The sequence below is a fragment of the Streptomyces sp. CAI-85 genome (genome assembly GCF_013363615.1).
Lineage (GTDB): Bacteria > Actinomycetota > Actinomycetes > Streptomycetales > Streptomycetaceae > Streptomyces > Streptomyces antibioticus_B.
This window is the reverse complement of sequence record NZ_JAANNX010000029.1, coordinates 42,204-65,196: the sequence shown is the minus strand read 5'-3', so window position 1 is coordinate 65,196 and position 22,993 is coordinate 42,204. Positions and strand designations below refer to the sequence as shown.

Below are 22,993 nucleotides of genomic sequence, written 5' to 3'. Positions count from 1 at the left end.
AAATCCGACACCATGGGCTTAGTAGCGTTATCCGCCGCCGACACCAAGGACGGCACTCTGGCCATCACCCTGCCACCGGACGACCCCGCCTGCCGCGAGGCGCTGGTCCGGGTCGGCGAGGCCCTGGGAGACCTGTCCCGGGCAGTCTCGCTCAGGGCCGGCCGCGCGTCGGCGGCGACCGTGCGGCTACCCGAACCGACGGTTCCCGCACGTGGGGTCGGTTTCGAGACAATCGACGGGCTGCCCGAGATCAACGACGCGATCGAGGATCTGCTCGGCAGCGTCACGTCCGAGATCCTCACCGCCCAGCCCGACGGGCCACGGCCGAGCGCGGTGCTGGCCGAGGCGCTGAGCGCGGTGCGCGACCGTATCGCGGCCGGCGTTTCCATGCGGACGCTCTACCAGCACAGCACGCGATTCGACGAACCCACGAAGGAATACGTCCGCGCGGTCACTTCGTACGGCGCTCAAGTACGTACGCTGGCGGAGTTCTTCGACCGTATGATCATCGTCGACCGGCGCGCCGCATTGATTCCCGCGAATGCGGCGCGTACGTCGGCCGTGCTGATCACGCACCCGGCGGTGGTGCACTTTCTGGCCGACATCTTCGAGCGCGCCTGGGACCGGGCCGAGTCGTATCCCTTTCTCCCGGTACGGGCGGCGGACGCGGCGCCCGAGGTCATTCCGGCGATCCGCGGTTCGATTCAGAAACTGCTCATCGAAGGCAGATCGGACAAGGAGATAGCCCGGCGGCTCGGTCTGAGTCTGCGGTCCCTCCAGGCGCACGTCGCCCGGCTCAAGGAGGAGCACGGCGCCGAGCACCGGCTCCAGTTGGGCTATCTGATGGGCCTTCAGGGCAAAGCCGCCGCCACCCGGGAACACGCTGCTATCACCCGGGAGAGCGCTGCGGTCGCCCGGGACGGCGTCGCGGTCGCCCGGGAGAACGCCGCGGCCATCACCCCGGAGAACGGCCCCGTTCCCTCCTGACCCGATGGGAACACGGGTGCGGCCCGGCCGGCGTCCAGTGCCGGCCGGGCCGCAGCTTCCCGGCGGCATCCGGAAACGACCGGGCCACCACACCGAGCAACCCGGCGACCCGGCGACCGGGCGACGGCTCAGCCCTCCCCGTCCCCCGGCTCCAGCACCAGTTCCTCCAGGAACCACCCCTCCAGAAGCCGCAGCCGCGCCTCGCACTCCGCCCGGTCCGCCCCCGAGACCAGCGCGGTGAGCAGGAAGTCGGCGGAGAACGCGGCCTCCCCCATCGTCTGGCCCGGTCCGACGAACACCTGGTACTTCTCGACCCAGGGAAAGTCCGGCGGCTCCTCCGCGATCCGCACCACCCGGCCGGGACGCTTCATCAGCACGAGCTGTCCCACCATCCGCCGCGGCGTGCGCTTCTCCGCGCCGAGCCACTCGGGCAGCGGCAGACCGAGCTGGGCCCGGACCCATGCCTCGCTGGGGTCCACCCCGAACATCAGGCGGACGATGTCGCGGATCGCGGCGCCGCCGGTGCGGCAGGCGATCTCGCACAGCACCAGTTCGTCGTCGGGCGTGTGGAAGATCTCCGCGTGGAAGGCGAAGTTCTCCGGCCCGCCGAGCGCCGCCAGGGCCCGGTCGGTGAACTCCAGCAGCCGGCCGGTCAGCGGATCGTCCGTGTCCAGGGTCAGGTCCAGCCGGCCGCCGGTGTCGGTGCGGTACGAGGCCAGCGTGTACTGGTACTGCGAGGGCCAGGCGAACACCGTGCGGCCGTCCACGACCAGCCCGTCCACATGGCACATCCGGCCCGGCACGAACGCCTCGGCGAGGAGGTTCGGCAGATGCGGTCCGTACAGGTCGAGGCCGTCGGCCAGGTGCGCGTCCAGTTCCTCGCGGGACTCCAGGATGCGCAGGCCGACCGAGCCGGCGCTGTCCACCGGCTTGAGCACCAGCGGGAAGCCGTGCCGTTCGGCGAAGCCGATCAGCTCGGCGGCGCTCTCCACCTCCAGGTACGGGGCGACCGCGAGGCCCGCGGCCGCGACCCGGCGCTTCATCAGCGCCTTGTCCCGGTAGGGAAGCACGGTGTCCATCCGCTGCCCAGGCAGCCCGAGCACGTCGCGCAGCTCGGCCGCCCGCTCCAGGTCGCGCTCCTGGCAGGCGACGAGATGGGCGACCCGGTGCTCGCGCGCCCACTCCAGGGCGAGGGACTCCAGGTCGCCGCCGGTCTCGTACGCGTCCACGGCGGCGGTCCGCCGGTAGGCGCCGCCCTCGGTCGGCAACTGCTCCGACACCAGCGCCAGATGCTCGCGCGAGGCGATCAGCAGCAGATCGCCCTCGTAGTCCGCGAGCCATTCGTGGTACGGGGTGCCCGCGAGCGAGCCCCGGTGGTGCAGGACGAGTACGGCCATCTCAGACCACCTCCGGGAACCGCGCGCCGATGCCGGCCTGGGCGCGCACCAGTTCGCGCGCGGGGCGGGCCCCGGGGTCGTAGCGCACCGCGTGCACCAGCCGTCCGCCGTCCGGGCCGCGGACGGTGTCCACCGCGTACGGGTGTCCGGGGTCGGCGGGCAGTACGCCGTCGAGCGGCAGGCCCTCCTCGCGCCGCACCTCGCCGGTCACGGCCGGTTCGACGGTCAGGCTCGGTACGAGTGCCGGGTCGGCGGGCGACAGTCCTGCCGCGACCGCGGCGCGCAGCGCGGCCTCGTCGGGCAGTTCGGCGATCACCGGCCGGACCGTGCCCCGGCGCGGCCGGACCGCCAGCGGGTAGCCCCACCGGTGGGCCCACCAGTACAGGTCGGCGACCCGGCGCACCTCCGCCCGGGGGGTGGTGGGGATCCCGGCCCGGGTCAGCAGCGTGTGCGCGGCCACCGAGTCGGCGAGGGTCAGCGCGGCCTCACGGGACTGGCCGGGCAGGCCGAGCCGCTCGCGCAGGCCCGCCGCCCGCACCTGGTCCACCGGTGCGAGCGCGATCACGGCACGCACCGGTGTGCGCGCGGCGGTGTCCAGCACGGCCAGCTCGGCGGCGGTGCCGCGGTCGTAGCGTTCCACGACCGTCACGCGGGCGAAGCCCGGGTGGAGGCCCGCCCGGCCGGTGATCAGGTGCAGTTCGTCCTCGGCGTCGGCGAGCCAGCCGGGACACTCGGCCGCGTGGCGGCCGTCCGGGTCCAGGACGACGAGGGTCATCGCACCTCGTCCTCGATCGACACGGTCAGCACGGTGTCGAGCAGTTCCTCGCAGAGCGCGACGGCGGTGTCGGTGTCGGGGGCGGTGACGGCCAGCAGGCCGAGCCGGTCCCAGTTGTCCTGGATCGGCCGGATCACCGAACCGGTCCTGGCCGCCAGGTCGAGGGCGAGGACCGACGGGTGGGCGCGCAGTTCGTCCGCGCCGGTGATCGCGGTGACCCGGCCGGGCCGGCCGAGGATGCCGCGCACGCAGCCCGCCGCGACCGGCTTCGGGCGCTCGGTCAGCGGCTCCACCAGGCCGAACGGCCAGGCGAGGGCGTAGCGGGTGAGGTCGACGCCGTACGCCGCCTTGACCAGTTCGGGGATGTGGTCGCCGCCCAGCCGGTTGTGGCCCTCGATGATCAGGGGGCCGCGCGAGCTGAGCCGCAGCTCGGTGTGGCTGGGGCCGTCGGTGACGCCGATCGCGTCGAGGAACTCGCCGACGGCGGCGACGATCCGCTCCTCGTCCGCCGGATCGAGCCGGGCCGGCTGGGCGTGGCCCAGCTCCACGAAGTGGCCGCCGTCGGTGAGCTTCTCGGTGATGGCGACGACGGTGTGCCGTCCGGCGAAGCTGAAGCCCTCGATGCTGTACTCGGGGCCGTCGATGTACTGCTCCATCAGGAACTCGGTGACCGCGTACATCGTGGAGCCGCGGTCCATGCCGGTGCGGCGGGCCTCGCCGATGCGCTCCCACACACCGTCGACGTCCTGTGGGCCGGTGACCCGGAACAGCGCGTACCCGGCGGTCAGGTCCACGGGTTTGACGACGAACGGGTAGCCGTGGGCGGCGCCGAACGCGGCGAGGCTCTCCCGGTCGGTGAGCGGTTCGGCGGCGACCGTGGGGGCGCCGACGGCGGCGAGGTGGCGGCGCATGGCGAGCTTGTCGCGGAGCAGCCGGGCCGGCTCGTGGCCGGTGCCGCCGAGGCCGAACAGGTCGTTGATCCGGCCGGCGGGTTCGAGTCCGGGTTCGGTGAGGGACAGCGCGGCGGAGAAGTTCCAGATCGTGTGGGCGGCCCGGGCGAGCGGCTCCAGCACCGACCAGTCGGTGTAGTCGGCGATCAGGGTGACGTCGGCGAGTGCGGCCTGCTCGGGCTGGAACTTCTCCTTGTGCTGGATGAGGACGACGTCCAGGCCCAGTTCCTTGGCGATCCGCACCGGCTCGGTCTGGTGCCCGATCAGCAGCAGGGTCCGCTCGGGGCGCAGCGGGGCGGCGGGCGTGGTGTGCACGGCGTTCAGGACGGCGGAGCCGGTCTCCACCCGCAGCCGTGCCTTCGTCTCGGCGGCCAGGCGTTCGGCCTCCTCGGCGGTGCCGCCGGTCACGATCACATGGCCGTGCCGGGAGCCGGAGTGCCGGGTCTCGGGCAGGACGTCGCCCTCGGTGAAGGGGAAGCGGACGCCGTGCACGTGCGGGAGCGCGTCGATCTCGGCGAGGCCCTCCAGACGGGTGATCCGGCCCGGCGGGAGGGCGAAGAACGAGATGGCCGCCGTCCGCCGGGCCGGGGTGGGTTCGGCGGTGCCGCCGACCAGCAGGTCGAAGATCGCGCCCTCGATGTCGAAGCCGGTGGCGAGCCGGATGAGCGCGGGGATGCGGTCGCCGCCGAGCCGGGCCTGCGACTCCACGACGCGGGGGCCGTCGGCGGTGAGGATGACCTCGGTGTGCGCGGGGCCGAAGCGGTAGCCGGACGCGTCCAGCACCGCGGTGACCAGGTCGCCGATCGCCGCGGCGTCGGCCTCCGGCAGCGGTGCGGGGAAGACGTGGCCGGTCTCCACGAACGCCGGGGCGGGCGTCTTGCGCTTGGCGGTGATGCCGACGACGAGGTGGCGGCCGTCGTGGGTGAGCGTCTCGACGCTGAACTCCGGTCCCCGCAGGTACTCCTCGACCAGCACGGGGCCGTCGTAGCCGTGGCCGGTCAGTTCCCGCCGCCAGGCGTCGAGGTCGTCGGGGCCGGTCACCAGCCGTACCGCGGTGCTGCCCTGGAGCCGGGTCGGCTTGACCACGGCGGGCAGTCCGAAGCCGGCCAGGACGGCGTCCACGGCGTCGGGGGTGGCGGCGAGGGCGGTGCGCACCGGGGACAGGCCGTGCCCGGCGAGCAGTTCGCGCAGCACCGCCTTGTCGTTGAGGCGCCGGAGCGCCTCCGGCGGGTTGAGGGCGAGGCCGAGGGCCTCGGCCTCCTCGGCGACGGCGACCATGGTGGCCTCCTCGCCCAGGTGCAGCAGGGTGCCGACGTCGTGGGCGAGGGCGGTCTCCCGGACCAGGCGGCGCAGCGCGGCCTCGTCCGAGAAGTCCGTCCACAGCATCTCCTTGGAGACCTTCTCGACGCCTTGCAGATAGGAGGCCGGCTGGAGTGTCCGGTCCCAGATCGACCAGACCTCGAAGCCGAGGGCGACCGCCTTCTCGACGAACTGCGTGTACGGCTGCACCATCAGCAGCCGGTTGTTCGCGGGTGCCGTGTGCTCAGTCACGGACGGCCCTCCCTTTCGTGGCGGGTGCGGGGGTCATGCGTCGGCCTCGGCCTTGGGTTCCTCGGTCGCGGCACGGGCGTCCTGGATGCGGAACAGGCCCCGGTACAACTGGATCGCGGCCGCTCCGAAGGCCGCGTAGAGCAGGGCCATGACCCAGGAGTCGACGACCGCGCCGAGGATCACCGACAGGGAGCCGACCATGTAGCCGAGCCGCACGTGCAGTCCGTAGGCGGCCATGTACTTGGTGCGGGAGTCGGCCGGCACCAGGGCGGCCACGAGGGTCTGGTTGACGGGCTGGTTCATCAGCTCCCCCAGCGTGACCACGACGGCCGCCGCGATCATCAGCCAGGCGTTGGCGCCGAGCGCCCACGCCATGTAGCCGGCGGTGAAGATCACCACTCCGGCCACCAGGCGCGAGCGTTCGTCGAGGCGGCCGAGCAGCTTGCCCACCCACAGGCCGCAGACCACGACGAGCAGGGTGTTGGTGGCCCGCAGGATGCCCAGCACGTTGACGCCGTCGACGGTCACCTGCCAGGAGCCCAGCGAGAGCAGCCGCTGCTCGGGGAAGTCGGAGGCGAGCCGGACCGCGAGGTAGGAGGAGATCTGGACCTCCACGGACCAGACCAGCAGGGCCGCCAGGACGAGCCGCAGGAACACCCGGTCGCGGGCCACCGCGAGATAGCCCTGGAGGGCGGGCTTCACGCCGCGGGGGTTCAGCGCGGCCTCGGACGGCGCGGTCTCGGACAGCGCCAGGAAGGTCACCAGGAAGATCCCCCCGGTGGCGATCGCGGCCGCGGTCAGCAGGTGGAGGAAGTAGCCCTCGTAGAAGAAGCCGCCGACCAGGGAGCCGAGCATGAAGGCGACGTTGATCACCCAGTAGTTGATCGTGTAGACGGCGGTGCGGCTCTCCGGGGTGGAGACGTCCACGATCATCGCCTCGTTGGCGGGCAGTGCGACGCCCGCCATGCAGGCGGCGCACAGGTAGAGCACGTAGGTCGCCGGACCGGAGTGCACCAGCGGCGAGTTGACCAGGGCGAGGCCGATGTACGAGAGGAAGACGCCGGCCTCTCCGGCCATCAGCACCCTGCGGCGGCCGTACACGTCGGACAGATGCCCGCCGACGAGGTTGCAGCCGACGGTCGCCACCGCCACGACCAGGGTCATCAGGCCGGCGGTGGCCGCGTCGTAGAGGCGCGAGAAGTGGATGACCATCAGCGGGACGAGCATGATGTCGAAGAACCGCTGGAAGAAGCCGACGCCGATGCGCAGCTTGAGGTTGCGGTGCAGTTCGCTGAATCTCACCGCTGCTCCTCCGCGGGCCACCAGCTCAGATAGCGTTCGCCGCTGTCGGGGAGGACGGTGACGACGGTCGCCCCGGACAGGTCGTGACGGCGGGTCAGTTCCCGGCAGGCGTGGACGGCGGCGCCGGAGGAGACGCCGACCAGCAGGCCGCTGCCGGCGGCCAGCGCCCGGGTCGCGGCGGCGGCGTCCTCGTCGGAGACCACGACGACCTCGTCGATGCAGTCGACATCGGTGACGGGGCTGAGGAAGCCGCCGTTCAGGCCGGGTATGCGGTGCGGGCCCGGCGGGCCGCCGGACAGCAGCGGGGAGCCCTCCGGCTCGACGGCGACGACGCGCAGCGCGGGGTTGCGCTCGCGCAGGAAGTGGGCGATGCCGGTGAGCGTGCCGCCGGTGCCGACCCCGCAGACCAGCACGTCGACCCGTCCGCCGGTGTCGCGCCAGATCTCCGGGCCGGTGGTCTCGTAGTGGGCCAGGACGTTGGCCGGGTTCTCGTGCTGCCGGGCGTACCAGGAGCCGTCGATCTCGGTGTGCAGCTTCTCGGCGCGTTCGACGCAGCCGGCGAAGCCCAGTTCCGGGTCGGTGAACTCGACGTCGGCGCCGAGCATCCGCAGGGTCCTGACCCGTTCCTCGGAGGCGTTCCGGGGAAGCACGATCACGCACGGGTGGCGGCGGGCGGCGGCCAGGGCGGCCAGCGCGATACCGGTGTTGCCGGAGGTGGACTCGATGACGGTGGCGCCGGGCACCAGTTCGCCGGATGCCTCCGCGGCCCGGACCATGTATAACGCGGGGCGGTCCTTGACGCTGGACAGCGGGTTCGCCGCCTCCAGCTTGGCCAGCACGGTCACGTCCGGTGGGACGCCGTCCGGGCGCAGGTGCAGCAGTGGGGTGTTGCCGACCATGTCCTCGAAGGAGGCGGCCACCCCCGCGGCCAGTGGGTTGGTCATCGGATACCTCGGGGCTCAGTGCTGCTCGGTGGTGATGTTCAGGGTTTCCCGTACGTGCTTCAGCGCGTCCTCGCGTTCGGTCGGGGAGGGCGCGTCGACGAGCACATGGCCCATCCGCCGGGAGGAGGACGTCAGCGGCAGGACGGTGTCGCCGGGCTTCTTGCGCAGCCGGACCCGGACGACCGACGGGTGGGCGAGGATCTCCTCGGCGCCCGAGATCGCGGTGATCGTGCCGGGGGCGGCAGTCGGGAAGTGGGTGGCGGGCCAGGAGACCGGATCGGTGCGGATCAGCTCGTCGACGGGCAGTCCGAGCGCCAGCCTGATCACGGCCTCGTACAGGTCGAAGCCGTAGGCGAGGCCGACCGCGTCGGGCAGATAGTCGCCCGGGGTGCGCACGGCGATCTCCATGAGCGCCGGTCCGTTGCGGCCGACCTTGAACTCCAGGTGGACCAGGCCGGTGCGCATGCCGATGGCGTTCAGCACGCCGTGGGTCAACGCGTCGACCTGGGCGGCCAGTTCGTCGTCCTCGAAGCGGTGGGCGCAGCGGTGGGTGAGTTCGACGAAGTACGGCGGCGGGGTGGTGTCCTTGGCGGTGACGTTCTCGAAGAGCACCTCGCCGTCGCGGACCAGGGCCTCCACGCTGAACTCCGGTCCCTGGACGGCCTCTTCGACCAGGACCTTGCCCTCGCCGGAGCGGCGGGCGACGATCTCGGCGGCCTCTTCGGGGGTGCGGACGAGTTCGACGCCCTCGCTGCCGGCCCGGGTGAGCGGCTTGACCACGACGGGGAGCCGTTCCAGCATCCAGGTGCGGGCCTCGGCCACGTCCGGCACGAGCAGGTGCTCGGGCTGCGGGACGCCGTGGGCGGCGAAAACGGCGCGCTGCAACGCCTTGTTGCGGGAGATCACCGCGGCGTGCAGCGACGGTCCGGGCAGGCCCAGCCGCTCCTGTGCCAGCGCGCCGGCCAGGACGTGCGGTTCGGCGAAGGAGACCACACCGTCCGGTACGCGGTCGGCGACGGCGCGGGCGACGGCCGCCGTCCAGTCCTCCTCCTCGTGGCCGTCGACCCGGTAGAAGCTCTCGGCGAGATCGACGGGCCGGTTCTCCCAGCCGGCCGCGGCCTCCACGGCGCGTACCCGCAGGCCGAGGCGGGCCGCGGCCTCCAGGTAGGGGCGGCCCATCGTGCCGACGCCGACGACCAACAGATCCTTGGGGGCGCTCACGGCGCCACCTCCTTCTCCACGGGAGCCGGCGCGACGCCGCGCAGCATGCGGGTGACGGGCGTGACCAGCAGCCCGGCGAGGCCGAGGACCGCCCCGAGGGCGATCCAGCCGGCCGGGCCGGCCGCGAGGACGCCGCCGGTGATCAGCGCCGGGCCGACGATGCGCTGGCCGGTGTTGCCGAGGCTGAACACCGACAGGTAGACGCCCTTGCGGTCCTCGGGGGCGAAGTCGTAGCTCAGTTCCCAGCCGCCGACGGCCTGCCACATCTCGCCGAAGGTGAGCAGCACACAGGCCGCGAGCAGGACCGCCCCGGCGACCGCCGCCGAGGACGGGGCGCCGGCCGCGGCGAGCGCCAGACAGCAGGCGGTGAGCGCCAACCCGCCCAGTCGCAGGGCGCGTTCGGCGCCGCCCTCGCGGTCCACCAGCCGGGAGATCGGCACCTGGAGCACGATCGACATCAGGGTGTTGATCAGGATCAGCACCGGCAGGAACCCGGCGGACACCTCGGTGGCCTGGAGCGCCCACAGCGACAGACCGACGGACAGGATGGTGGTGTGCAGGTTGAGCACCCCGTTGAGGGCGGTCAGCAGCAGATACCGCCAGTCGCGGAAGTCGCGCAGCGCGGCGAGCGGGTTGACCTTCTTCTGCACGGTGGCCGCGGTGGCGGTGCGCACCCGGGACAGCATCGCGGCGGACACCACGAACGCCGCGGCGGTGCCGAGCACGATGCCCCGGTACGTCCAGACCCGGTCGGCGGCCAGCAGGGGTGCGGCCAGCAGGGCGCCCAGCGAGAAGCCGACGTTGCGCACCGTGCGGATGATCGCCATGGTGCGGGTGCGGTCGGTGCCCTCGGTGGTGGCGGAGGCGACCGCCTGGGTCATCGGCTGGGTGGCGGCCTCCGCGGCGGCCAGGCAGCAGGAGACCACGGTGAAGCTCACCATGCCCTCGGCGAAGGCCAGGGCGACGAAGCCGCCGGCCCGCCACAACTGGAGCACCACCAGGGTGGGTTTGGCGCCGAACCGGTCGGCGAGCGCGCCGATAGGCACGGTGGTGAGGAAGCCGACGACGCCGGACACCGCGAGTCCCAGGCCGACCTGAGTGGCCGTCAGACCGACGCTGCGGACGAAGAACACCGCGGAGCCGGCCAGGTACAGGCCGGTGCCGATGGCGTTGATCAGCGAGGTGACGGCGAAGGAGCGCCCGGCCGCGGTGGCCGGTATGTACTCCCTCGGGGAGGGCAGCTTCATCGCGCGCCTCCCCCGGTGCGCACGTCGATCAGGGACAGGGCGTGTTCCGCCCGGCGGCCCGCCTCGACGGCGTCCGCGCCGGTGGCGATGACGAGTCCGGCCCGCTCCCAGGAGCTGGTGACGGAGCGGACGGTGGAGCCGGGGGCCACCGAGAGATGCAGTTCGGTGACGCCGGGCGCGGCCCTCGCCTCGTCGGCGCCGGTCACGGACTCCACCGGGCCGGGGCGGGCGATCAGGAACCGTACGGCGGCGGCGCGGGCGGCGGTCAGGGGGCCGACGGGGCCGGTGCCGGTGAGCACGTGCAGCAGGTTGCGCAGGATGTCGGTGTCGTAGGCCAGGTCGATCAGGACGGTGATGCCGCCGCCGGGCAGCCGGCCGGCGCACTCGACGAGGTGCGGGGTGCCGTCGGCCAGGATCCACTCGGAGTGCAGCACGCCGGAGCGGAAGCCGACGGTGTCCACCAGCCGGGTCACGGCCTCGCGCAGGGCGTCCGCGAGCGGCTGCGGCAGTCCGGCGGGCACGGTGTGGCCGGTCTCGACGGGGTGGCCGTTGTCCTGGACCAGTTTGGCGGTGATGTTGGTGAAGCCGACCTCGCCCTCGTGGACGACGGCCTCGACGCTCACCTCGGGACCGGACAGCCGCTGTTCGACCAGATAGCGGGCGGTGTCCTCGTAGGGGGCGCGCAGCGTCGGCTCGTCGGCGGCGGTGGTGCCGGCCCACGCCGCGGCGATGTCGTCCTCGGGGCCGAGCAGCCGTACGCCCAGGCTGGCCTGGCGGTTGGCCGGCTTGAGCACGCACCGTCCGCCGTGCGCGGCGCGGAAGCCGGCGACCTGCTCGGCGTGTTCGGCCACGGCCCAGTCGGGCTGGGCGATGCCGCTGCCGGCCAGGGCGGCGCGCAGCAGGCCCTTGTCGCGCAGGACCCGGGCCGCCTCGGGGCCCGCGCCGGGCAGACCCCAGGCGTCGGCGAGCGCGGCGGCGACCACGACGCCGTACTCGACCACGGGGACCACGGCGCGTACGCCCGCGGGGCGGGGCACGGTCTCGACGGCGCGCCGGGGGTCGGCCTCGTTCTGGCTGGGCGCCGGGAACAGGGCGGCCACGCAGGGGTGGCGGTCGGCGAGCGCGGTGATGCCGCGGGCCTCGATGACGGCGGGCTCCTCCAGGACCAGCACCGAGCCGGCCGGCAGGTGCTCGTCCAGCTTGGCGAGCATGACGGGGCTGTAGCCGACCAGGACGTGCGTCACGGTGTCCGGGACCGCCGGGACGGTGTGGACGGTGACGGCCCGCCGCACCCTGGCCTCCAGCTCGTCCAGTTCGGCGACGGTCGGGGCGTCGATGAAGAAGGACACGGCCCGGTCCTCGGAGCTGCGCAGCGGCCCCAGTTCGGTGCCGCGGTCGTGGTGCACCAGGACCGTGCGCAGGGTCGGCGGGTCGGCGGGCGCGGACGGCCCGACGGCGGGCCACAGTCCGCCCTCGCCGACCCACACCGGCTCCACGTCGAAGCCGCTCACCCGGACGTCGGTCAGCACGCCGGGCACATGCTCCAGGTATACCTGGCGGGCGACCCGGGACGGCTTGGGGTAGGAGGCCGGTTCGCCGAGCGCGATCCGTACGATCTCCGGCTCCAGCGGCGCGCCGGTGGCGAGTTCGTAGAGGATGCACAGGCCGTCGCCTGGGGTGCGGGCGGCGACCTCCATCAGGTAGGCGCGGCCGTCGGCGCCGATGCGCCACTCGGCGTGGGCGACGCCGTCCTGGAAGCCGAGCGCCTGGAGCATGCGCCGGTTGGCGTCGAGCAGCACCTCGTCGGCCTCGGGCCGGTCGCTGGGCACGGTGTGCGACAGCTCCACGAAGGTGTGGTCGTGGGAGTCGGTGGTGGCCTTGCGGGTGGCCGAGCCGAAGACGATCCGGCCGTCCTGCACCAGGCTCTCCACGGAGTACTCCTGGCCCTCGACCTTCTCCTCGACGAGGACGGTCTCGTGGTCGGGGTAGGAGGCCAGCAGCGCCGGCAGGGCGTCCGGTCCCGTCACCGTCTCGACGCCCGAGCTGGAGTGCCGGCCGGTGGGCTTGACCACCGCCGGGTAGCGCACGGCGGCCGGGTCGAAGGACGCGCGGCTCTCGGGCGGCACGGTCAGCGACACCGGGCTGAACTCCGGGAGGTACCAGCGCTGGAGGTACTTGCTGCGGCAGGCCCGGGTGGCCCGCAGGCCCGGGGTGCGCAGCCCGAGGGCGTCGGCGAGCAGACCGGTCGGCTCGACCTGGGTCTCACCGACCGCGTAGGCGCCGACGACGCGGTACTCGTCGCGCCACCGCCGGGCGGCCGAGAGGACGCCGGGCAGATAGGAGTTGTCGCGGCTGACGTCGCCGTCGACGAAGGCGACCTCGTCGATGACGTACGCGGGATGGTCGGGGTCCTTGGCGGCGGCGAGGGCGTCCTCGCGCCAGTAGGAGGGGGTGATCAGCAGGATCTTCAGGCCGCGGCGGGCCAGTTCCGCCAGGTAGAGCGGCGCCCGGCAGACCACCAGGAACGACCCGGTGAGTATGAAGGCGTCCGGCCGCGGCCCGGGTGCCGTCTGTGTGTCGTCCATCAGTCTGTGTGTCCGTCCGTTCGCACTGTGTGTCCGTCGGTTCGCATGGGTGCGAACCGCCCCCGGACGGGAGCGGTTCGCACAGGGGTACCGCGGGCCTGGCTAGCTGTAGTCGAGGCCGCCGGTGCGGGTGCGCTTCAGCTCGAACAGGTCGGGGTGGTTGGCCAGCACCCGGAAGCTGTCGAAGAGTTCGGCGGCCTTCTCCCCACGCGGGATGGCGCGGAGCACCGGACCGAACCAGGCGGTGCCGTCCACGTGGATCGTCGGCGTGCCGACGTACCCCCCGGCCTCGGGGTCCTGGCCGGCGTCGTGGCTGGCCCGTACGGCCTCGTCGTAGGAGGGGTCGTGGGCCGCGGCGGCCAGTTCCGCGGGCAGGCCCAGCTCGGCGAGGGATTCGGTGACGACTTCGTCGAAGTCCGTCATCTTCTTCTCGTGGATCCGGATCCCGTACGCGGTGTAGAGGTCCCGCAGCACGTCGGGGCCGTGCGCGGCGGCCGCCGCCGCGGCCACCCGGACCGGGCCGATCGACTTGTCGACGAGTGTGCGGTACCAGTCCGGGAGCTCGTTGCCCTCGTTGTGGAAGTACAGGCTCATCACGTGGAAGCGCAGCTCGATCTCGCGCAGCGCCTCCACCTCCAGCATCCAGCGGGAGGTGATCCACGCGAAGGGGCACGCGGGGTCGAAGTAGAAGTCGACCTTCGCGGTCTGGGTGCTGCTGTCGCTCACGCGGTGTCTCCGGTGGTGACTGCGGCGAAGGACTTGCCCTCCGCCGACTGACGGTACTCGGACAATGCAGCGTACTTCTCACGGAGTTGACGCTTCAGCACCTTTCCGGTGACCCCCACCGGGAAGTCCTCCTCCGAGGCCGCGATCTCCAGGAAACCCAGCTCCGGGTGACCGGCCGCACGCAGCGCCTCGTTGGCGAGGAGCAGCAGCTTCTCCGGGTCCGCGGACTCGGAGGTGACGACCGCGACCGGCACGACGGTGTCGCCGTCCCGGCCGGCCACCACCGCGACGTCCTCGACGTCGGGCACCTGGAGCAGCACGACCTCCTCCATGAAGACCGAGTAACCGGTCCCGCCGGCGGTCTGGATGGCGTCGGCCGCCCGGTCCACCAGGTAGAAGTCGCCGTTCCCGTCCCGGTACGCCATGTCGCCGGGCATCCAGTAGCCGGACAGCTTGAAGGAGTACGTGGTGGCCGAGTCGCCCCAGTAGCCGGGCGTCACCGCCGGACCGCGGGCCGCGAGGTAGCCGACCTCGTCGGTGTCGGCGATCGAGCCGTCGGGGCGCAGGATCGCCACCTCGGCGACGCCGACCGGCTTGCCGGCACAGCGGTCCTTCGGCTTGTTGTCCACGGTGTGGACCTGGAGCAGACAGCCCCAGCCCAGCTCGGTGGTGCCCAGGCGGTCGAAGAACGCCGACGGGGGCAGGTCGGCGCTGCGGTTCGACAGCACCTTGTCGATGTGCGCGCGGTGGACCGCGTCGCCGATCGACACCCACACCTGCACGGAGTCGAGCTGACCCGGCTTCAGATCGGCGGAGGCCAGTTCGGCGTAGCCGTGCGCAAAGGACATCACGGAGGTCGGCCGGTACTTCTCCACGGCGGCGGCCAGTTCGTCGCCCTTGCGGTCGCTGAGCGCCACGATCGGCGTACCGCCGAGCACCGCGTACGTGGTGTAGGCGACGCATCCCAGGTGGGACTGGGGCAGCGCGGTCATCATCAGCGCGCCGGGCGTCTCGGTGTGGTCCACCAGACGGAACTTGGGGCCGGCCACGATCGTGCTGTGGGTGTGGATGGTCGGCTTGGGGCGGCCGGTGGTCCCGGAGGAGTGCAGGATCACGACCGGGTCGTCCGCGTGGTGCTTCCAGTAGTCGCCGTCGGCAAGACGGGCGGCCGGCGGCGCGGGCAGCTCCTCGGCGGTGACGGTCCAGGCGAGGCCGGGCAGATGCGCGGTGTCGATCAGCGCGAGCCGCTCCCGGTCCGCGTACAGGCCGACGGGAGCGGTCTGCTCCAGCAGCGACTGGGCGATCGGGCCGGTGGCGTTGCTGTTGATCAGCACGGCGACCGCGCCGATCTGCGCGATGGCGTAGTAGTGCACCGAGTACGCGAAGGAGTCCTCGAACCAGACGGCGACCCGGTCGCCCCGGGACACGCCCTGGGCCAGGTAGTACGCCGACCAGCTCTGCGCGAGCGCGTCGATGTCGTTCAGGCTGAGGTCGTGGGTCTCCTCGCCCGAGGTGGTGGTGATCGCCCGGTAGGAGTGGACGAACGGCAGCTCGGGGCGGGGGTTGGCGGCGATGGCCGACCGCAGGAGGTTGCCACCGCCCACCGTGGTGTCGGCGGCGAGCTGCTCACGCTGCGTCGGGTCGAGGACGGTCGCGGCGAACGTTGCCATGGGATGCATCTTCCTTGTCAGAGTGAGGTGAACATCCGCGCGCACAGGTCGCGGTAGTGCGGGGCGTGCTCGCCCAGTCCGTCCCGGAGCTGTCCGAGGACGGCGGCGAACTCCCCCTCGGAGCCGTGCTCCACCAGGTCGGTGAGGAGGCGCAGGCCCTCGGCGAGTTCCTTGCGCGCCGCCGCCGCCTCCGGGTTGGCGGCCTGGACGTCCCGGTAGACGGCGGGCGCGCCGGAGCTGATCCGGGCCAGCAGGGCGAGCAGCGCCTGATGCGGGGGCGGGGCGGTCTCGCGGATCCTCGCCAGGTCGGGGCCGAGCCGGTTCAGGGCGAGGCCGAAGCCGAGGACGGCGGCGTGGGTGAGCGCCTGGGAGACGGCGGCCAGCCGGTCGTGCTCGGCCGCGTCCATCGTCACCACCCGGGCGCCCCAGGTGCCGACCAGGTCCAGCAGGCCGCCGACCTGGGGCCCGTCGTTGACGACGACGGCCGCCACCGGCCGGCCCTCGAAGCCGAGGTCCGGGGCGAACATCGGGTTCAGGCCGACCGCCTGCACGTCCGGGGCGTGGGCCCGGACGGCCGCGGTGACGGGCTGCTTGACGGACAGGGTGTCCACCAGCAGCGCGTCCGGCCGCAGCACCCCGGCCAGGCCGGGAACGGCGGCCAGCGCGACGGCGTCCGGCACCGCGAGCACCACCAGGTCGGCGTGGCCGAGGTCGGCCTCCAGCCGTGCGCCGAGGGAGGTGATGTCTCCGCGCACGTAGTGGGTGCCCGCGGGTTCGGCGCCCGGTCCGACGGTGTCGGCCACCGCCACCCGGGCACCGCCGGCCAGCAGCCGTTCGGCGAACAGCCGGCCCACCGCGCCCGCGCCGCCGACCACGACACAGCGCCGGATCACGGCCGGCTCCCCGCGGGTCCCGGCACGGCGGCGAGGACCACGGGCTGGGGCGCGCCGTCGAGGACCGCAGGCTCCGGCTCGGTGGCGTGGGCGGCCGGTTCCGGCTCGGTGGCGTGGGCGGCCGGTTCCAGCGCGGTGGCGAGGACCGCGGAGACCACGGCACGCGATTTCACGGCCGTCTCCGTGTACTCCTCCTCCGGGTCCGACAGGGCGATGATCGCCCCGCCGACGCCGAAGCCGAGCCGGTCCTCGGTCGCCACCAGGGTGCGGATGACGATGTTCAGATCGGCCGCGCCGCTCAGCGAGAACCAGCCGATCGAGCCGGAGTAGACGCCGCGGGCGCCGTCCTCCAGCCGGTCGATGATCTCCATCGTGCGCAGCTTGGGGGCGCCGGTCATCGATCCGCCCGGGAAGGCCGCCCGCACGCAGGACACCGCCGACTCCCCGGGCCGCAGGGTGCCGCGGATGGTGGAGACCAGTTGGTGCACCGGCGCGTACGTCTCGACGTGGAACAGGGACGGCACGTGCACCGAGCCGACCTCGCAGACCACGTTCAGGTCGTTGCGGATCAGATCGACGATCATCAGGTTCTCGGCGCGGTCCTTCTCCTGGGAGAGCAGGTCCTCGCGCAGCGCCGCGTCCTCGGCCGGGGTGGCCCCGCGGGGCCGGGTGCCCTTGATCGGCTTGGACTCGGCGACCCGGTCGGCGCCGATGGTGAGGAACCGTTCCGGCGAGGCGCTGAGCACCGCCACCCCGGGGAAGTCGAGCAGCGCGCCGTACGGCACGGGCGAGATCTTCCGCAGATGCGCGTACGTGGTCAACGGGTCGATCCTGGCCTTGAGTTCGACCGCGTTGGTCAGACACACCTCGTAGGTCTCGCCGTCGCGGATCTCCTCCAGGCTCTCGGCGATCCGGTCCAGGTAGGCCCGCTTGTCGTGGCGCGGTGCGACGATCGGCGCGGCCTCCGGGTCGGTCATGCCGACGCCGCGGAAACCGGCCGCCTCGCCGCGCGGTTCGCCACCGGCCCGGGGCAGGGCCCGTACGGCGGCCTCGGCGCGGTCGAGCCAGGCGACGGCGGCGGTGTGGTCCCCGCCCTCGGACAGGGCCAGCAGATAGGCGGCGCCCTCGGCGTGGTCGAGCGCGAGCATCCGGTCGGCGAACAGCACGGCGGCGTCCGGGGTCTCCGCCTTGTGCGCGGCGCGGGCACCCGCCTCGGCCTTCAACTCGTAGCCGAGATAGCCGACATAGCCGAGGTTGAAGTCGAACGGCAGCCCCTCCGGCCGGGGGACGGCGCGGACGCGCATCTGCTCGTCCAGATAGTCGAAGAAGCCCTGCTGGACGAGTTCGTCGGCGTCGTCGGAGCCGCCGGGCCGGGTGATCCGGACGACGCCGTCCTCGACCCGGTAGGTCACGTACTCGGCCAGCGGGCCGGAGCCGTCGCCGAGGAAGCTGAACCGGGACAGCCCGTCGATGACACTGCTGCTGTCCAGCCAGAACGCGGTGTCGTGACCGGCGAACAGCTCCCGGTACGCGGCCTCTGCCTGCGGCTCGGCCTCCACCCGGCGCACATGCACCGTGTAGCGCGGCTCGCGGCGCCGCTCGGCGTGGTGGGCCAGCGCCAGGTCGCGGAAGTTGGCGAGCAGTTCACGGCCGTACTGGCTGCTGATGGACTCCGGGTGGAACTGGACGCCCCAGATCGGCCGGGTGCGGTGCCGCACCCCCATCACGACGCCGTCCTCGGTCCAGGCGACGGCTTCGAGTTCGTCGGGGAGCCGGGCGGCCGCGAGCGAGTGGTAGCGGACCACGTCGTACGGGCTGGGCAGGCCGGCGAAGATGTCGGTGCCGGTGTGGCGCACCGGGCACACGCGGCCGTGCATCGGCTCCGGCGCGTGGCCGACCTCGCCGCCGAAGAGATGGCAGATGCCCTGGTGGCCGAGGCAGACGCCGAGCACCGGCAGACCGCTCTCCAGGATCGCGCGCCGGCTGATGCCGAAGTCCCGCTCGCGGTCGGGGCGGCCCGGCCCGGGGGAGATCACGATCGCGTCGAAGTCCTCGAAGCGCAGGTCGGCGAAGTCCGTGCCGTTCTTCACCACCACGGGCGGGCGGCCGTTGGTCTCGCCGAGCAGTTGGTAGAGGTTGTAGGTGAAGGAGTCGTAGTTGTCGATCAGCAGGGTTCTCATGGCGCGGCCCCGATGACCACGTCCTCCACCCGGCAGGTCTCCTCGATGATCAGGTCGTAGAGCCGGCGCAGGAAGTCCTGGCTGATCCCGTGCTCGTCGCCGAACCGGGCGGCGCGCTCCTGGACGATCCTGATCCGGTGCGGCTGCATCATGCGGACGTCGTTCTCGCGCTTGTAGTGCGCGATTTCCACACAGGTCTCGATACGGGCGCGGAGTTCCTCGAGGAAACGCTTGTCGATACCGTCGAGCTTCGCCCGAAGAATTTCGAGCCCGTCATCGGACGGACTATCCAGCACGGTTCTCCCCCTTTGTCAGGCGCCTCTTCTCGAAAGCGCCGGAAATGCCTCGGCCGGCACCCCGAGGACAGTCCCGACTCTGCCTCCCGCCTCTCGCCGGTGCCACGTTCGCGATGGTTCGGATCGACGCAGTGCGCGAAATTCCGGGGTTCATGACGGTCTTTAACCGGACAAAACATCCTCTCCGGAGGCGGCTGAAGAGGCTCGATGCGGGCTCTCGGGGCCCGGAACCGGCCAGGAGCGGTCGCCGTCGGCGGCTGACACCCGCAGCTTCTCGCCCCATTTGTAGAAATGCGTCCCGGCATGCTCGGGCGGTCAATCGGACACCGGGCACCCGGTCGCTTGCCAAAAAGATCCGGATGAACTCATAGTGTCGATTTGTTCGGCGCATGGGAATTCATTCGAACGGGGGATGTCGTGGAAATTCTGACCGAGCACGGCCCGGTGGCTCCGGAGCGCGGAACGGACGGATCACCGAGCCTTGTCGATCTCCTTTCGGCACAGGCCCGGACACGCCCCGACGCCATAGCGGTGGAGTACCGGGAGGAGACCCTCACCTTCGCGGAACTCGTCGCGCGGGCCACCGGGCTGGCGGCCACGCTGCGCGGCCGAGGACTGGGCCGCGACGACTGCGTCGGCGTCTTCCTCGAACCCTGCGCCGCCCTGACGGTCGCGGTCTGGGGTGTCCTGTTCGCCGGCGCCGCCTACCTTCCCCTCTCGCCGGACTACCCGGACGAGCGGATCCGCGCGACGGCCGAGGACTCCCGTGTCTCGGTGGTGCTCACCGAGGAGCCGCTCCGGGACCGGCTCACCGCCCTCGTGCCACCCGGCACCACACTCCTCACCCCGGCCGACACGACCACCGGTTCAGGCGCCGCGGACGCCGCCCCCGCGCCGGGCGACCTCGCCTACGTCATCCACACCTCGGGCAGCACCGGCCGGCCCAAGGGTGTGATGGTCGAGCACCGCGGCATCGTGCACCAGATGCGCTGGCTGGCCCGGACGTACGGGCTCGGCCCGTCCACCACCGTGCTCCAGAAGACGCCGATGAGCTTCGACGCCGCCCAGTGGGAGATCCTGGCGCCGTGCGTCGGCAGCCGGATCGTGCTGGCCGGGCCCGGCGCCTACCGCGACCCCGAGGCCCTGGTCGACACCGTCGTCCGGCACGGCGTGACCGCCCTCCAGTGCGTGCCGACCCTGCTCCAGGCGCTCCTCGACACCGACCGGCTGCCCGCCTGCGACTCGCTGACCCAGGTGTTCTGCGGCGGGGAGGCACTGTCCCGGCGGCTCGCGCAGCGCTTCACGGAGACCCTGGGCAAGTGCGAACTGGTCAACCTCTACGGGCCCACCGAGTGCACCATCAACGCCTCCGCCTGCACCGTGGACCCCTCGCCGGTCGCCGGCGGCCCGTCCGGCGTCCCGATCGGCACGCCCGTGGACGGTCTGGCCTTCCATGTGCTGGACGAGCGGATGCGACCGGTCGCCCCCGGCGCGACCGGCGAGCTGTACATCAGCGGTGTGCAGGTCGCCCGCGGCTATCTGCACCGCCCCGATCTGACCGCCGAACGCTTCCTGGACAACCCGTTCTCCACCGACCCCGGGCACGCCGTGCTGTACCGCACCGGCGACCTGGTCCACCGGGAGGACGGCGCCTACCGGTTCGGCGGCCGCGTGGACCGGCAGGTCAAGCTGCGCGGCTACCGGGTCGAACTGGACGAGATACGGCTCGCCGTCGAGGCCCACGACTGGGTCAGGAACGCCGCCGTCCTGGTCAAGGACGATCCGGCGACCGGCCACCAGAACCTCGTGGCCTGCGTCGAACTCAGCCCGCGCGAGGCCGCCTTGATGGACCAGGGCAACCACGACCGGCACCATGTCTCCAAGTCCGGCCGGTTCCAGGTGCGCGCCCAGCTCTCCGACGGCGGCTGTCGCGACACCGCCGATCTGGCCGGCCGCCGCCGCGTCGACCTCCCCGGCCGCACCCCCACCGCCGCACAGCGCCGCCGGGTGTTCGCCCGCAAGACCTACCGCTTCTACGACGGCGGCGACACCCGCCCCGACGACCTGCTCGCCCTGCTCGCCGCCCGCACGCCGGGCGCCGCCCCGCGCCGGCCCGAACATCTGACGGCGGCCGAACTCGGCGCCGCCCTGCGCTACTTCGGCCAGTTCACCAGCGACGAGCGGCTGCTGCCCAAGTACGGGTACGCCTCCCCCGGCTCGCTGTACGCCGCCCAGCTCTACCTGGAGGTCACCGGCCCGGACGGCTGCGCGGGGCTCGCTCCCGGCCACTGGTACCACCACCCGGTGGAGCACCGGCTGTACCTGATCGAGGCCGGGGACGGAGGGGACGGCGAGCCCGGTGTCCGGTTCCACTTCGCGGGCCGGCGGCGGGCGATCGAGCCGGTGTACCGCAACAACATCCGGGAAGTGCTGGAGATCGAGGCCGGACACATGGCCGGCCTGCTGGAGGAGGTGCTCCCCGCGTACGGTCTGGACGTCGCCGCGGCCCCGTACACGCCCGCGGCGATGCACCGGCTGCACTGCGCCGAGGAGGACCACTACCTCGGGGCCTTCGACCTGGTCCCGTACCGCGCCGACCGCCCCGACGTCCCCGTGGACGTGTACGTGCAGATCCACCCCGGCCGGGTGCCCGGCATGATGGCCGGCCAGTACCGCTACGCCGGCGGGACGCTGGAGCGGATCGCGGACGAGCTGGTGCTCAAACGGCATGTGATCGCGATCAACCAACAGGTCTACGAGCGCGCCGCGTTCGGCGTCACGCTGGTCAGCCCCGGCCCTGAGCACCCGCACTCCTACCTGGACCTGGGACGCCGGCTCCAGCGGCTCCAGATGAACGGCGCCGGCTTCGGGTTCATGTCCTCCGGATACAGCTCCAGGAGCGGCCACGACCTGCCCGCCGCCCGGCGGATGGAGGCCGTGCTGAGCGCCTGCGGGCGGCCCACCGGACCGTCGTACTTCTTCGTCGGCGGCCGGGTCAGCGCCGAGCAGCTCGCCCACGAGGGCATGCGCGAGGACAGCGTGCACATGCAGGGGCCGACCGAGATGATCAGGGCCGACCTGGTGGAGCTGCTGCCCGACTACATGGTGCCCAACCGTCTGGTGGTCATGGACCGGCTGCCGCTGACCGCCAACGGCAAGGTCGACCTGCGGGCGCTGGAGGCGGCGCCGGAGACGGACTTCACGGCCGGCGAGCGGCCCTTCGTCGCGCCGCGGACCACCACCGAGCGGATCGTCCGCGAGCTGTGGCAGGCCGGGACGGGGCAGCGGGCCGCCTCCGTGCGGGACGACTTCTTCGAGTGCGGCGGCAACTCCCTCGTCGCGGTCGGGCTGGTGCACCGCGTCAACCGCCGGTTCGGCTGCGCGCTGCCGATGCAGGTGCTGTTCGAGTCGCCGACCATCGAGGAGCTGGCCCGGCGGGTCGACGGGCTGCGGGGCGCCTCCGCCTCCCGCCTGGTGCCGCTGGGCGCCGCCCGCTCCGGCCGGCCGGTGTACTGCTGGCCGGGCCTCGGCGGCTATCCGATGAACCTGCGTCCGCTGGCCCGCCGGCTCGACACCGGCCGGCCGTTCCTCGGCATCCAGGCCCACGGCGTCAACGCGGGCGAGGAACCGTACGCCACCATCGCCGAGATGGCGGCACGGGACGTGGAGGCCGTCACCGAGGCCCAGCCGGACGGCCCGTACACGCTGTGCGGCTACTCCTTCGGCGCGCGCGTCGCCTTCGAGACGGCACATCTGCTGGAGCGCGACGGCCGCCGCGTGGACCGGCTGTTCCTGATCGCCCCGGGCTCACCGAGGCTCGGCACGGCGGGCGGCGGCCGCGCCTCGTACACCGACCCGGCCTATCTGACCATCCTGTACTCGGTCTTCGCGGGGGTCGTCACCGGCCCGGCACTGGAGGCGTGTCTGCGGGCCACCACGGACGAGGAGAGCTTCGTCGCCCATCTGGTCGCCCAATTCGACGGCTTGGACGCGGAGTTGGTCCGCCGGATCACCGCCGTGGTCCGGCGGACCTACGAGTTCCGCTACACCTTCACGGAGTTGCGGTCCCGCCGGATCCAGGCACCGGTGACCGTCGTGAAGGCGTCCGGCGACGACTACTCCTTCCTCGACGACAGCACCGGCTGGTCGGCCGCCGAGCCCGAGATCCTCGAACTCGCCGCCGACCACTACGGCGTCCTGCGCGAGCCCGGCGTCGACGAACTGGCCCGCCTGATCGCCGACCGCCTCGACACCGCGCACTGACCGACA

The 22,993-nt window shown here is 72.6% G+C and carries 15 protein-coding genes; 2 read left to right on the top strand and 13 right to left on the bottom strand.

Going from position 1 to position 22,993, the window contains the following annotated elements; genetic code table 11:
• Positions 1-12 precede the first annotated feature (12 nt).
• On the top strand, positions 13-987 hold the full coding sequence (locus G6W55_RS25520; RefSeq protein WP_175523165.1) for a LuxR family transcriptional regulator: 975 nt from the start codon (positions 13-15) through the stop codon (positions 985-987).
• Positions 988-1,115: 128 nt separating this feature from the next.
• Here the strand turns inward: G6W55_RS25520 and G6W55_RS25515 are convergent, their stop codons facing one another.
• The 13 genes from G6W55_RS25515 to G6W55_RS25450 form a co-directional block, all read right to left on the bottom strand.
• Complete coding sequence (locus G6W55_RS25515; RefSeq protein ID WP_175523164.1) at positions 1,116-2,384, bottom strand: acetyl-CoA carboxylase biotin carboxylase subunit family protein; 1,269 nt, start codon at positions 2,382-2,384, stop codon at positions 1,116-1,118.
• Between the two features lies 1 nt (position 2,385).
• Positions 2,386-3,159, bottom strand: coding sequence for a hypothetical protein (locus G6W55_RS25510; RefSeq protein ID WP_175523163.1), 774 nt, complete (start codon positions 3,157-3,159; stop codon positions 2,386-2,388).
• The gene (locus tag G6W55_RS25505) at positions 3,156-5,660 is read right to left on the bottom strand and encodes an ATP-grasp domain-containing protein (protein WP_175523162.1); all 2,505 of its coding nucleotides are present in this window, start codon (positions 5,658-5,660) and stop codon (positions 3,156-3,158) included. Before G6W55_RS25505 ends, G6W55_RS25510 begins: the two co-directional genes overlap by 4 nt.
• Before the next feature lie 33 nt (positions 5,661-5,693).
• Positions 5,694-6,962, bottom strand: a complete 1,269-nt coding sequence (locus G6W55_RS25500) for an MFS transporter (protein ID WP_175523161.1) — start codon at positions 6,960-6,962, stop codon at positions 5,694-5,696.
• Positions 6,959-7,906: a PLP-dependent cysteine synthase family protein gene (locus G6W55_RS25495; RefSeq protein WP_175523160.1), complete on the bottom strand. Its 948-nt coding sequence runs from the start codon at positions 7,904-7,906 to the stop codon at positions 6,959-6,961. The genes G6W55_RS25500 and G6W55_RS25495 overlap by 4 nt, the downstream gene beginning before the upstream one ends.
• A 15-nt stretch (positions 7,907-7,921) precedes the next feature.
• Positions 7,922-9,127 carry an ATP-grasp domain-containing protein gene (locus G6W55_RS25490; RefSeq protein WP_309243817.1) on the bottom strand — a complete coding sequence of 402 codons (1,206 nt, stop codon included), beginning with the start codon at positions 9,125-9,127 and terminating at the stop codon, positions 7,922-7,924.
• Positions 9,124-10,374, bottom strand: a complete 1,251-nt coding sequence (locus tag G6W55_RS25485; RefSeq protein WP_175523159.1) for an MFS transporter — start codon at positions 10,372-10,374, stop codon at positions 9,124-9,126. Before G6W55_RS25485 ends, G6W55_RS25490 begins: the two co-directional genes overlap by 4 nt.
• Positions 10,371-12,959, bottom strand: coding sequence for an ATP-grasp domain-containing protein (locus G6W55_RS38955; protein ID WP_254876438.1), 2,589 nt, complete (start codon positions 12,957-12,959; stop codon positions 10,371-10,373). Before G6W55_RS38955 ends, G6W55_RS25485 begins: the two co-directional genes overlap by 4 nt.
• A 102-nt stretch (positions 12,960-13,061) precedes the next feature.
• Positions 13,062-13,685, bottom strand: a complete 624-nt coding sequence (locus tag G6W55_RS25470; protein WP_175523158.1) for a DsbA family protein — start codon at positions 13,683-13,685, stop codon at positions 13,062-13,064.
• Positions 13,682-15,355, bottom strand: a complete 1,674-nt coding sequence (locus tag G6W55_RS25465; protein ID WP_175523157.1) for a class I adenylate-forming enzyme family protein — start codon at positions 15,353-15,355, stop codon at positions 13,682-13,684. The genes G6W55_RS25470 and G6W55_RS25465 overlap by 4 nt, the downstream gene beginning before the upstream one ends.
• A gap of 17 nt (positions 15,356-15,372) precedes the next feature.
• A complete protein-coding gene (locus tag G6W55_RS25460; protein ID WP_175523156.1) occupies positions 15,373-16,248 on the bottom strand; it encodes a prephenate dehydrogenase/arogenate dehydrogenase family protein in 876 nt (291 codons plus the stop codon).
• The gene (gene pabB / locus G6W55_RS25455; RefSeq protein WP_175523155.1) at positions 16,245-18,428 is read right to left on the bottom strand and encodes an aminodeoxychorismate synthase component I; all 2,184 of its coding nucleotides are present in this window, start codon (positions 18,426-18,428) and stop codon (positions 16,245-16,247) included. The genes G6W55_RS25460 and pabB overlap by 4 nt, the downstream gene beginning before the upstream one ends.
• Positions 18,425-18,724, bottom strand: a complete 300-nt coding sequence (locus G6W55_RS25450) for a chorismate mutase family protein (protein WP_037874949.1) — start codon at positions 18,722-18,724, stop codon at positions 18,425-18,427. The genes pabB and G6W55_RS25450 overlap by 4 nt, the downstream gene beginning before the upstream one ends.
• A gap of 417 nt (positions 18,725-19,141) precedes the next feature.
• On the opposite strand from G6W55_RS25450, the gene G6W55_RS25445 reads away from it, so the two are divergent.
• Positions 19,142-22,987 carry an amino acid adenylation domain-containing protein gene (locus G6W55_RS25445; RefSeq protein WP_309243816.1) on the top strand — a complete coding sequence of 1,282 codons (3,846 nt, stop codon included), beginning with the start codon at positions 19,142-19,144 and terminating at the stop codon, positions 22,985-22,987.
• Positions 22,988-22,993 lie beyond the last annotated feature (6 nt).